Source organism: Bacillus sp. TH19 (genome assembly GCF_016651075.1).
Classification (GTDB): domain Bacteria; phylum Bacillota; class Bacilli; order Bacillales; family Bacillaceae_G; genus Bacillus_A; species Bacillus_A mycoides.
Genome location: NZ_JAEKEO010000010.1, coordinates 733103 through 746419, shown reverse-complemented (window position 1 = coordinate 746419; position 13317 = coordinate 733103). Strand labels below are relative to the sequence as shown.

10 protein-coding genes are annotated in these 13317 nt (G+C 37.0%); 1 reads left to right on the top strand and 9 read right to left on the bottom strand.

Annotated features, from left to right (window positions below; genetic code table 11):
* Positions 1-45 precede the first annotated feature (45 nt).
* From JFU54_RS21520 to JFU54_RS21500, 5 genes are all read right to left on the bottom strand, one after another.
* A complete protein-coding gene (locus JFU54_RS21520; protein WP_201066305.1) occupies positions 46-2412 on the bottom strand; it encodes a DUF6359 domain-containing protein in 2367 nt (788 codons plus the stop codon).
* A 217-nt stretch (positions 2413-2629) separates the two neighbouring features.
* Positions 2630-4051: a protoporphyrinogen oxidase gene (gene hemY / locus JFU54_RS21515; protein WP_201051449.1), complete on the bottom strand. Its 1422-nt coding sequence runs from the start codon at positions 4049-4051 to the stop codon at positions 2630-2632.
* Positions 4052-4070: 19 nt separating this feature from the next.
* On the bottom strand, positions 4071-5006 hold the full coding sequence (gene hemH / locus JFU54_RS21510) for a ferrochelatase (protein ID WP_201051447.1): 936 nt from the start codon (positions 5004-5006) through the stop codon (positions 4071-4073).
* 14 nt (positions 5007-5020) lie between these two features.
* A complete protein-coding gene (gene hemE, locus JFU54_RS21505) occupies positions 5021-6067 on the bottom strand; it encodes a uroporphyrinogen decarboxylase (RefSeq protein WP_201066303.1) in 1047 nt (348 codons plus the stop codon).
* A 189-nt stretch (positions 6068-6256) separates the two neighbouring features.
* Complete coding sequence (locus JFU54_RS21500; protein ID WP_201066302.1) at positions 6257-8374, bottom strand: transglycosylase domain-containing protein; 2118 nt, start codon at positions 8372-8374, stop codon at positions 6257-6259.
* A gap of 127 nt (positions 8375-8501) precedes the next feature.
* Here JFU54_RS21500 and JFU54_RS21495 point away from each other — a divergent pair, with 127 nt between their 5' ends.
* Positions 8502-9035, top strand: coding sequence for an antibiotic biosynthesis monooxygenase family protein (locus JFU54_RS21495; RefSeq protein WP_201066299.1), 534 nt, complete (start codon positions 8502-8504; stop codon positions 9033-9035).
* A gap of 99 nt (positions 9036-9134) precedes the next feature.
* Here the strand turns inward: JFU54_RS21495 and JFU54_RS21490 are convergent, their stop codons facing one another.
* From JFU54_RS21490 to JFU54_RS21475, 4 genes are all read right to left on the bottom strand, one after another.
* Positions 9135-10553, bottom strand: coding sequence for a PH domain-containing protein (locus JFU54_RS21490; RefSeq protein ID WP_201066297.1), 1419 nt, complete (start codon positions 10551-10553; stop codon positions 9135-9137).
* Complete coding sequence (locus tag JFU54_RS21485) at positions 10546-11022, bottom strand: PH domain-containing protein (protein ID WP_002140736.1); 477 nt, start codon at positions 11020-11022, stop codon at positions 10546-10548. Before JFU54_RS21485 ends, JFU54_RS21490 begins: the two co-directional genes overlap by 8 nt.
* 74 nt (positions 11023-11096) lie before the next feature.
* Positions 11097-11393: a protoporphyrinogen oxidase gene (locus JFU54_RS21480; protein ID WP_201051441.1), complete on the bottom strand. Its 297-nt coding sequence runs from the start codon at positions 11391-11393 to the stop codon at positions 11097-11099.
* Between the two features lie 246 nt (positions 11394-11639).
* Entirely contained in the window at positions 11640-12611 is a 972-nt protein-coding gene (locus JFU54_RS21475) for a hypothetical protein (RefSeq protein ID WP_201066295.1), read from the bottom strand.
* Positions 12612-13317: the final 706 nt, after the last annotated feature.

Below are 13317 nucleotides of genomic sequence, written 5' to 3'. Positions count from 1 at the left end.
GAAAAAGCACGCTTAGTATATTTCTAAGCGTTCTTTCTCGACTATTTAAGAAGCCTTCTTCAAATCAATTTGAACAAGTACTGGATCGTGGTCACTTACACGTCCATGTTCTTTCATAATGTTTGAGTTTAAGTGTACAGGGTCTACAATTGTGTGCGGTGCGATGTTGTTTGTTACTAAAATATGATCTAGCACTTGTGCGTTACCTTCATGAATGTACGTGTAGCGGTTCTCTTTCGGCACTGTGTTTAACATATCTTTTAATATCGTTCCCTCTAGTGCTTCTAAAGGTTTAGAGAATTCAAAGTCATTCATATCACCTAATACAACAACTGGTGCATTTGTATTCTTTTCTTGAATACCTTGTACGAAATGATTCACTTCTTGTGCTAATTGAACTCGTTTTTCTTCACTCTTTAATACGAGCGGCTGCACTTTTCCAAATGGCGTTGCATCTCCTAGTTTTGAGTTTAAGTGATTTGAAATGACAACAACGTTTTGTCCTTGGAACGTAAATTCTGCCGCTAACGGTTTACGTGTACTTTCAAATAATGAATTTTCTTCTCCAATACGAACTACATTTTTATCTAGTAACTTCGGTACTGTCGCTAATTTCACACGAGATGGGTTATAGAAGAAACCGACGCGAATATTCGCTCCAGGTGCCCCACCGTCTTGATTGTTGTTCGGCGCAATTTCTACATACTCATACTTCGGTCCACGAATTTCTAATACAGCATCAATGATACGTTTTGCGCTTAAAGACGCATCAGTCGTACCGTCATTGATTGCTCCATTATTATCTTGCATCTCTTGTACACCGATAATATCAGGCATTTTCAAATTATATTTAATAGAATAAGCTAACGCTTTCACTTTTTCATCTGTTGTTTCTTTTTTGTTCGCTGAGAAGTTTTCAATGTTATATGTAGCAACTGTTAACTTATCAAGACGCGGCTGAATATTTGCCCCTACTTGCTTAAATCCGCCGTCCACTACAGATGGTAATTCCGTTACTGGCGAAATGCGGAACGAACCGTAGTCATATCCTACTACGCCTGTTATATCTCCAGTAAACGTATCGCCTACTTTCGCGACATAATCACGAGGTACTTTTACAGAAAGGCGCTCTGGATTTAATTGCTCTTTATCTAATAAAGGTGTACCATACTTCGTTACTACTTTATCTCCGCCATTTTTTACTGTTACATATAAATTACCGTTTTTCTGCGGAGCGATAATTTTTGGTGTTGGCATCGTAACACGCATACCTTCTACACTTTCATAAAAGTCGATTGCATCTTCATTTGGATCAAATAGACCGAATGCATCATTATCGATAATTTGATCAGGGATTTTCACACCGTTTTCTCCTAATACAATCGGCGCTGGTAAAGGTTGATCTTTTGCGATTACAGCAACGCGACTCGCCTTAATTTCCGTCGTCGTTAAGTCTGTTTCAAATCGCTCTGCATATCCAGGTCCAACATATTCTTCTACTTCTCCATCAACTTGGACAAGATCTCCTACTGCTACATTCGCATCTTTTTTGTATACGTAAATACCTTCAGAAGTAGCTGGATCATTATCCGGCTGATTATCTTCTATATAAAAACCATTTTTATCAAGCGCTGTGACAACGCCCTCCACATTGTTTACTTTCTTCCCATTGTAAGTAGAAATATGTGATTTCCCTTGAATATCATGAATACGAACTGGTTCATTTGTTACGATTATAAATGAAAATGTCGAAACTGCTGAAGAAGTAAGCCCTTCTTTTTCAGCGATTGCTTTCACTACACTATTTTCATTCACTACAATTTGTCCGTTATAACGAACACTTTTATTTGTAGGATTAGAGCCATCTAACGTATAGTAGATTGTTGCTCCTTCTGTATTCGTTGTTAATGTTACTGCTGTTCCTTTTGCAACTTCCCCACCATTTGGTGATGCCACTACATCGCTAACGCGGTTTTGTTCTTCTCCTTGAAACTTATGAGCTGTTACTGATTTTAAACCTGGGCTACCGAAATATAACTCAAGCGTCCCTGTCAACCTAACTTTCTTCCCGATATTTTCAGGATGATCTTTCACGTTTACAGCCGTCCTCACATCACCTTTTGGCAATTGAACAGACATGATCTTGTCTGGATTCGTTTCGTTTGGCGAATCGGCAATTGCCACGTTTGTGTCGTCAAACTTAGCCGGATCTTTCGTGTATTTAGAAGGACTTTGCGTATACCCAACGATATATCCTTCCACTATCCCCTTCGTTTTCCCTTGCTGCTTAAATACTTGAATTGCTTTTTCTACTGACATAGAAGTAGTTTCTTCCGCCTGCGCTAAAGTTCCAGTAAATGAAAGCAATAACATCAATGATAAAAAGACACTTAATAATTTCTTCACAGCCATTTCCCTCTCCCTATTTCATATTTTCTCAACATTTCTATCATATCAAATGATTCGTTATATAGAACTATATTTCGACAAGTTTTACACAAAATTTATTTAATTTACAAGTATTCAACCTATAATACAAAATAACTTATATAGCTTTATTGACTAAAGGTATTTTATCCAATAAACAAAACGCCTTCAATATAATTGAAGGCGTTTTGTTTGAAATATTTTAATGTGCGACTAATTTAGTCTCCATTACTTTTTCTAAATGAAATAACACACGTTTCGCCGCTAACTCACCTTGCTCAATACAAGCTGGAAGACCAGAACCAGCGTAAGAACTACCTGCCAAATACACACCTGGCAATTCTTCCTCCATAAATGTTGTGAGCTTTTTCATTCGCTCTTTATGGCCTACTGTATATTGAGGCATGGCTTCTTTCCAGCGGCTTACAATTGTAAACTCTGGATCCTCTGTAATATCCATTGTCTTTTGTAAGTCCTCTAATACGAGCTGTACAATTTCTTCGTCAGTTTGTTCAACAATCGCTTCATCACCTGGGCGTCCGACGTAACAGCGAAGAAGCGTTTTTCCCTCTGGCGTTGTATGTGGCCATTTTTTATGTGTCCACGTACACGCTGTAATTGTATAATCACTATTTCTTGATACGACAAATCCAGTACCATCAATATCACGCTGAATTGCAGACTTTGGGAAAGCAAGTGCCACGTTTGCAACTGATGTAGACGGAATGTTACGGAAGAAACGAAACTGCTTATACTGCGCAAACATAGATGGCAATACTTTATGCGGCGTCGCAACTACAATCGCGTCTGCTTCCATTTCTTTTCCGTTACTAAGCGTAATCGTATAACTATCACCAATTTTTGCAACCTTTTCGATACGAGTTCCCTTCATTACCATATCATTAGGAATCTTCGTTTCAAGAGATTCTACTATAGATTCTAAACCGGTTTTCACAGTTTTAAATATTCCTTTTTTCAATTCAGCCTTCTCTTGCTTTGGAGCGAGCGTACGCATACCGAGTGAAATACTACGGTGCTCCTGTTCAATTTGATAAATTTGAGGGAATGTTGACATTAAACTCATTTCATCAATATCCCCTGCATAAATACCAGATAATAATGGCTCAATTAAATTTTCAACGACTTCATTTCCAAGACGATGCCTGAAAAACTGCCCGAGTGATTGATCAGAAACTGGTTTTGATCTAGGCATTAATAAGTCAAAACCAGCTCTTAGTTTACCAATTGGGGAGAACAATCCGGAAAATAGAAACGGCGTAATTTGCGTTGGAATTCCCATCATTGAACCGCTCGGCATTTTATGTAACCGATTGTTTACGAGAACGAACGATTGACCAGCCTTATTATTTACAAGTTCAGCATCAAGTCCTAATTCTTTCACTAATTTAGCTGCACTCTCTTTTCTTGCTAAGAAAGAATCAGGACCGCGTTCAATTGTAAATCCATCTTTTTGAACGGTTTGAATTTTCCCGCCAAGTTTACCAGACGCTTCTATAAGCAATGCATCTATCGGCAAGTTTTTTTCACGAATTTCTTTTTGTAAGTTATACATTGTTGTCAATCCTGTGATGCCACCGCCGATGATCACAACTTTTTTCCTCAAGTAAGCTCCCCCTTTCTACTTACATTACAGATTCTTTTTTCTTTAATACAACATCTGCTAAACAGTCGATAAATGCGTCCGATGCGTTTGGCATTTCTGGACGATAATATTTCGCGCCAATTTCATCCGTTACCACTTTACACTCAAAGTCATTGTCATATAAAACTTCTAAATGTTCCGCAACAAATCCAACTGGTGCATATACGAATGAACTGTAGCCGTATTTTTCATTTAGTTCTCTCGTTAAATCTTGTACATCTGGACCAATCCAAGGATCTGGTGTATTTCCGGCACTTTGCCAACCTACTGCATAATTTGCTACTTCAGCACCACGTGCAATATAGTCAGCTGTTTCGTTTAATTGATCCGGGTATGGATCGCCGAGTGCGATAATTTTTTCTGGTAAACTATGTGCAGATACGATTAACACTGCTTTTTCACGTTCTGCTTCTGACATACCGTTATATATACCTTTCACTGCATCGACCCAATACTGAATAAATTTCGGTTCTTTATACCAGCTATCGATGCCGTGAATTGTTAAGTTTCCAAGTTTTTCTGCTTCTTCTTGCGCTCGTCCTACATACGACTTCACGCTAAAAGTAGAATAGTGAGGGGCAAGAACGAGTGCAATTGCATCTTCTATTCCATCTTTATGCATAGCTTGTACTGCATCTTCAATGAACGGTTCAATATGTTTTAAACCAAGATACATGTGGTACTCTACTTCATCTTGTATTTCATTTAAACGTGTCTCTAACTTTTTAGCTTGCTCTAATGTAATAGTAGCTAAAGGAGAAATACCACCAATTGCACGGTAACGCTCTGTTAAATCTTCTAGCATTTCAGGACTTGGCTTTCTTCCTCTGCGAATATGTGTATAGTAACGTTCAATATCTTCTTCTTTATATGGCGTTCCGTATGCCATTACAAGCAAACCAATTTTCTTTTTCATACAGACAATCTCCTTTACTTCGCTAACTGTTCTTTAGAGTACTCATGAATAAATGTAGTTAAGCGTTTTAATGTATCTGGATTTACTTCTGGGAATACGCCGTGACCTAAGTTAAAGATATAACCTGGCTGCTTCATCCCTTGATCTAAAATACCTTTTACATGTTCTTCAATAACAGGCCAAGGTGCTAATAAGAATGAAGGATCCATATTTCCTTGTACCGCCTTGTGAACACCACGTGCGCGTGCTTCTTCAATCGGTAAGCGCCAATCTAAACCTACTACATCAAGCGGTAAGTCGTGCCATTCATTCACTAAATGTGCAGCACCTACGCCGTGCATAATCATTGGAACAACCATCGGGCGAACTTCTGCAAAAATACGCTCCATCGCTGGTTTAATAAATATACGGTAATCCGCTACATTTACTGCTCCAACCCAAGAATCGAAAATTTGAACCGCTTTTACTCCTGCGTTAATTTGCGCTTTTAAATATGTAATAACCATATCTGCAAGCTTATCCATTAAAGCGAACCAAGCTTTCGGCTCTGCATACATAAACGCTTTCGTATTATGATAGTTACGAGAAGGACCGCCTTCAATCATATAGCTCGCTAACGTAAATGGAGCTCCTGAAAAACCGATTAACGGTACATCTAACATTTCTGTCGTTAATAAACGAATTGTATCTAGTATGTAAGGTACGTCATCTTCTGGATTGATTTCCCCTAATTTTTCTACGTCTTGTAAAGAACGGATTGGACTATCGATAACTGGACCAATGCCAGATTTAATTTCCACATCAACACCAATTGCAGGTAGTGGTGACATAATATCTTTATAAAGAATTGCTGCGTCTACGTTATATTGATCAACTGGCAACTTTGTAACGTAAGCGCACAACTCTGGATTATGTGTAATTTCAAATAAAGAATATTTCTCTTTTATCTTTCTATATTCCGGCTGTGAACGACCTGCTTGACGCATATACCATGCTGGTACATACTCTGTACGTTCCCCCCTACATGCTTTTAAAAATGTCTCATTTATAGTTCTTACCAAGACCCTAGCTCCCTTCCTTACCAATGCTTTTTCTTTAAATATGCTCTATTCCGATATTTATCTTTTTTTACTATACAGCTTGTAAAAACAAAATGCATAACATTATGTACGTTGTTCATTAAATTGACACAAACGTTCGTAAAAACGTTTACTATTTTCGCAACATTCTTATTATAGCACAGAGAAAAACTACGGTTTAGCTACTTTTGACTTTTCTCCTTCACGGTTCGTTTGTGTGTTATATGGTACAACGTAAAAACTTGGTTTTGAGAATATATTAATAAACTTCTCCTCATATTTCCCCGTTCCTTTTGCCGTTCCAACGTGAGTATGAATTCCTTTTTCAACTTTATAAATCCGATACATAATTCGCTCATCAGGAAGCGGCGTCCAGCTTAGTTTCATTGCAAATAAACCGAAAGGACTAAATGCTAGTTTTGCTTCCACGTTTTGAATCTTATCTAAACGAATTGGCAGTCCAATTGTTTCAACACCTTTTGGCCTATGAAAACTCGCTTTATCTTGTATGTTTGCTTTCGTTAAAATCTTTTTAAATAACATCGTTGCAGATGCATTTCCATCTTGTAATTGATGCTCTTTATCGGTGCGGTCATAGCCAATCCAAACTGCACCTACTAAATTCGGTGTATATCCAACGAACCACATATCACGCGCACCATTGTCATCATTCGGCAATGAAGTTGTGCCTGTTTTTCCAGCTAAAGCTCCATTATATACGCCAGCTTTCGCCGTACCTTCTTTCACAACTCCTTCAAGCATCTTTGTCATATACCATGCCGTTTGCTTCGAAAAGACTTTCGTTTCAGCTTTTGATGATTCTCCAATGACCGCCCCGTGTCTATTTAATACTTTATCGATAACGTGCGGTTCAATAATATTCCCGTTTGCTAAAAAAGATCGGTACATTTTGACAAGATCAAATGGAGACACACCATTTTTTAGCCCGCCAAGTGCTGTGCTTAAACCTGAGTCCGCAATATGAACATTCCCTTTCTCTAAATATTGCTTTCCCTCATCTACCCCTAATTCATTTAATAAAGATACAGCTGGCACATTTGCTGATTCTAATACCGCATCGTACATCGTCATCTCTTTCGTATACTCATGATTATAATTTCGAGGTTCATAACCTTCAAACGAACTTTTTTCATTCATTAATAAAGAATATGGATTATATTTCTTCGTCTCAAGTGCAGGTCCATATACGATAAGCGGCTTTAAAACAGAACCAGGCTGCCGCTTTGCAAAAACGCGATTAAGCCCTCTAGGAACATACTCTCTTCCGCCAATCGCGGCTTTAATTCCGCCAGTCTGATTATCCATTAATAAAAATGCACCTTGCGCCCCGTTTTCTTTACCAGGGAAATTTCTCGCATCTTGAAACTGGTTATATGCTACCTTTTGAACTTTTTCATCCATCGGTACGACAAACGTATATCCTCCGCGCAGTACTTCTTGATGCGATAAACCATATAAACGCGCCGCTTCATCTATAACCATATCGATATACGGCATATATGCGAGTTCACGTTCATCTGAATTTTTATAAAGAGCGATTGTTTTCCCTTGGTAACGAACACTATCTTCCGCTGTTAAATAGCCTTGTTTATGCATAAGTGACAAAACAAGATCACGGCGCCCTTTACTCTTTTCTAGGGATAAGTACGGTGAATAGCCATTTGGCGCTTTCGGAAGCCCTGCAAGCATAGCTCCCTCTTCCACTGTTAAATCTTCTACATTTTTATTAAAATACAACTTTGCTGCCGCTTGAATACCATATGCCCCATGACCGAAATAAATATGGTTCATATACATTTCAAGAATTTGCTGCTTCGTATATTTTTGCTCTAATTGAAGAGAAATTGCGACCTCTTTCAATTTGCGCGTAAATGTTTTTTCGCGAGTTAAAAAGATGTTTTTAGCCAGTTGCTGCGTAATCGTACTACCGCCTTCTACCTTCTCTCCAGCTAACGCGTCTTTATAAAGCGCCCGAAATATAGAAGGGTAATCAATTCCTTGATGCTCATAAAAACGAGCATCTTCCACAGCGATAAATGCTTGCTGCACGTACTTTGGAATTTCTTCAATCGGCACGAGCTCTCTATTTTCTACATATAACTTCGTAATTTCTTTTCCTTTCTGGTCAACGATACGTGATGAAGAGTGGAAAACAAGCTGCTTTTCATCCATCATATAGCCACCAGTTAACACAATAAGTTTATAGAGTACAATCGCTACTACGAACGTTGCTACCCCGCCTAATAAAGTCCACTTTGCTTTCTTCATACATCGGCCTTCTTTCCAAATGATGGTACATTTATTATTTGAAAAAGAAGTATCTTTATGTATATAATCTTCGAAGTTTTTTAAGAGAATTGATATAATAGAGACAAACCATAAAGGGGGCATTAAAATGAAGGCTATTATTTCATACGAAACACCTCTAGAACAAGCACATTTCACTGCAAAAAATAACGAAAAAGATATGTTTTATAAAGAAAATACTGAAGAATCTGTAGAATCGACACTTCAGTATGACGTATTAGACGCTGTTGGAGAATTTAAAGGACAATCTGGCTACATCGTTTGTAACAACATTTCTGTAACAGACGAAGGTCGCCCTGTATTTGAAAACCGTTTTAAAAACCGTGCTGGTCTAATCGAAAATGAGCCTGGCTTCCAAGCAATCCGTGTTCTTCGCCCATTAAGTAATGATACATATGTCATCTTAACGATGTGGGAAACTGAGCAAAACTTTAAAGACTGGACAGAATCACGTTCATTCGAAAACGCTCATAAAAAACGCCCTGCACAAGCAGAGGGACAAGCTCAGGCTCAGGCTCAGGCTCAGGCTCAGGCTCAGGCTCAGGCGCATCCACATGCAGAACAGCAAAAAAGTATTTTCTCGCGCCCGTCGTTCGTGACTACTTTTGATGTGTTAGTTTAAGTTTCTGAGTTTAGAGACCTCGGTACATGAAATTATATTAGCGATTTTTCGAATATATCGACTTATCGACAAATGACGACACAAAAAAAGGAAACACCATTACACACTGGTGTTTCCTTTTTCTTTGTACCAATTATATATGCGAAGCGCGTCTTCTTTTCGCATATGCTTCACTTCATAACCATGTCCCGCCACCGCTACAGCAGCTGTACATAACTCGTCTTTCTTTTGAAAATAAGATTGATTGTATCCGACCACTTGAATATGCCTTCTTCGCATGATCCCTGTATATTTCGCGAGACCTCGGTGCACCATTACTAACTGATTGTCTCGTATCATATATCCACCACTTTTATATCTAGCGTATGCAAGTATTGTAAATACAATAAATAGCGGTATAAGAACGAACAACGCAGTATGTTGTTTAAAATATATACTCGCACCAGCGATTGGCACAGCGAGCACAGCACTTGTAATCCAGCCCATTACGACGTAACGGCGTAATGCAGCCTTCGGTAAATGAACGATTTCCTCTTCTATTTCATATGGCAACTGTAAATAGGCAAGTAGCTGCTGTACATCTTTTTTCTTCATAAAAGGATGTAACATCACTTCATTCCCTGCCGCTTCTATACTTTGAATGACTTCCACTTCGACAGAGCAATAACCGAAAGGCTGGCGGAGAATTCCTTCTTTCACAGTAATTGCTTGAATGCGGTGGAGCTTTAAGACAAACTCTTTCTTATCAAATAACCCTTGCACAATACGAATTTCATTTCCGTTTCGCTCTATTTTAAAGTTCGCATATTTTAGCGCATAACCAGCTGTCGAAACGACCCACGAAACCGCCATTAAAATCGCGGCCATAACGATTAATTCGTATACACCGTTATCCATCACATACGCTTCCACTTTATTTATGAGCCATTCTGGAAGAAATTGATTAAACTCTGTGTAAATAAGAAGTAATCCAGAAAACACTAATCCGAATCTACCAGACGTAATGGAAGCTACTAAAATCTCTTTCATCGTTAACTGATAAATCGTCTTACTTTCTTCTGCCATGGGTACTTCTTCACTCGCAGCGCTTCTTTTTTTATTTAATAAGGCAATCAGTTCCTTCGCTTCATCTTCTTTAATACCAGCTAACATCACTTCCGGCTCACTACCGCCGCCCGCTACTTCTATATTTAATTTCGTAAGCCCAAGCATTTGATAAATGACATTAGAAGATGTACTAATGTTTTGCACACGGTCTTTATTTAAATAACTTTCCTTCTTCACAAAAACACCGTGTTTAATATGTACAATATTATTTTCAACCCAGTACACTTTGAAATACCATTTTATAGATGAGAAAATTGCCATAATAAATAATATGGCCAAAAGAACAAGATGTAAGAAATACCAAGGTTTTACTTCACCATCTGAACGAAATAAAACAAGCAAAATAAAAGGCAACAAAGTCGCAATTCGAATACCTAACAATATCGTGATCGGATGTTGCCTCTTATACACCCTCATCACTCACTTTCGCAAGCTCTCCAATTTGTCTTTTCAGCTGCTCTGCTTCTTCTTTCGTTAAGCCTGGAATACTATGAGAAGTTGCCGCTGTTGAAATATGTAATTCTGCTAAATTATACTTTCTCATAATCGGTCCTTGCTCAATCGTTACGTGCTGCACACGAATCATCGGAATAAGTACGCGCTTCACAACGAACATTCCCTTTTGAATCTCAATCTCTTCTTCATTTAATCTGTAACTATAATAACGTTGACGTAAATTTGGAAATACAAAATAGTCGAGTGGTACGTATATAACTGCTCCTGTCACTAACAATCCAAACAACCAGCCCCACCAGTTAAAGTTAATCATAAAAAAGAAATACGCAATTACGACTGCTAGTATAACCGCCGCCCCAATTAAAGCATGAATTCTCCACACTTTCAGCATATTAGAATGAATCTCCCTCTCTAACGGCTGCATCTCATCACTCCAATTATATGAATTTATTAATTATATATTAGTTGTTATATACAGTTTTGTAAAATTATAGTTCCTTACATTGTGTCGAGCATTTCTTTAAAATTCCCTTCATTAATGGAATACACCTGAAACTGAATGTAATCTATCTCATTCGTATTAGGGCGAGCGTATGGCAAAATGTTAAATTTAGAAGCAGTTCTTCCTAACATATCTATAATCATTAGAGAAACGTCAATATATTCGAAGTCTACACGGAATACTACTGCTTCTCCCGTAAATTCATACTCTTTAATCGTATCATAAGACTTATTCGCACTTATAAGCGTCACTTTTAATAGTTGGTTTAAATTTTCTGGCTTGAAATTAATCATTTATACAACTCCTTTTTAATAAAACACTATGAAAATAGTGTAATCTTTTACTTTCATAGCCTCACACATTCATTATATTAAAAATAAAGCTAGTTTTTTATAATTTTTTTGATATAATTACTTACGGGAAACGGGAAGACATTTATCTTCCCTTGTGTTTTTATTTGCATCTAGTACTTTTGCTAGATGCTTTTTTTATGCTAAAAAGGTACCTTCAAATACTTTGAGGATACCTTTTTCATCAATTTAGTGCATTTCAACAATTGTACCATCTTCGAACACCTTGAATACTCCAGTAAATCCTGCTCCAGCTGCACCTTCTATTTTATATGTCGTACGCACTCTAATTTGATAATATTTCTTTCCATTTTCTACTTGCGTATCCTCTAGCGTGTAATTATATTCTTCTTTATATTCTTTTTTGATATATTCTTTAGCTTTCTCAAAAGTAAATGCATCTTGATTCTTTCCTGTCTCTACTTTTTGGTTCTTTTCTGTTACTACCTTCTGATTCTTTTCTGTCTCTGTTTTTTGGTTCTTTTCTGTTACTACCTTTTGATTTTTTTCTGTCTCTGCTTTTTGGTTCTTTTCTGTTACTGCCTTTTGATTTTTTTCTGTCGCTGCCTTTTGACTCGTTACTGCATCATTTTTTTGTGCCTTCGCTGCTGTCGTTACACTCTTTGCAGTTTTTTCCTCTTCACCAATTTTAGTGATTAATCCTAAAGCCTTTTTATTATATTCTTCAAGGTTCTTGTTATCTTTTGTTTCTGAAACTAGCTTATTTAATATCTCTTTCGCTTCTGTATAATTTTTCTTACTTATTAACTCTTCACTTTTTGCCAGTTGCTCGCTATAATTCTTTTTTTGTTCTAAGATCGCTACTAATGCTGTTCGTTCTTCCTTTGCTTGTTTTATAAGCGCATTACTTCCATTCTTCATGCTCTCTACTTTTTCAAATGACTTGATCGATTCTTCTACCTTTGTTTCTTCTTTTAACTTCACTGCTTCAATCATTACTTTCGTTTGTTCTACAAGCACTTTTGCATCTGAATCATCTTTTTTCTCATCTAGTGCTCGTTCAAATGATGATAAAGCATTTTTATATTCTTTATTCGTTAACGCGGTCTTCCCTTCATCCATTGCTTTGTCAAAATCCCCATTACTACATCCAGCTAGCATTAAAAACGTAAGTCCAATTACCGCTAATAACTTTCTCATTTTCTCTCCCCCTATATATAACTAAAACAATAACATCATATGTATAAAAGTCTGTGTAGTAATTAGACTGAAAGTAACTATGTACTGTACATTTCATTTACTATCATTACTTAAAACTCCTAAATAGTTGGTAGTTGGTTTTCTTCTTCTTTTAAGACAAAAAGGAATTTTAATAAAGCCCCTACTCAGAATCTTTACTACACACACTCTTATACACATAGAAAAATCATTTTTCGTTTATAGTTTGCTATTTCTTCAGCTTTAAACATTCTCAGCTAATTGGAATACAAACTATAATCTGTAACATACCGAAAAGCAACAGAAAACAAATCGTAACAAAAGTAACGATTTGTAACTTTCTTGTAACACAAATGTAACATAAGGTTTTTAAACATACAATAGTTTTTTTTACATTATTTTCCCCCTCTACATTTTAAGATCCAATAAGATTCCAACCCTAATTTCATCTCCCACCTACTATTGGACTATCGCTCTTCAAACGCTTTAAGAACGGGACTTATTTCCTAAATCATTAAAATTAATTACATAGATTGCTCTTTTTTCAACAAAACACTACGAAAACGTATAAACTTTTCCTTCCATACCTTTACACATCAAATATATATAATAAAGCTAGTTTTTATACTTTTTTGAAATAAGCACATTCGTGAAGCGGGAAGACATTTATCTTCCCTTGTGTTTTTTA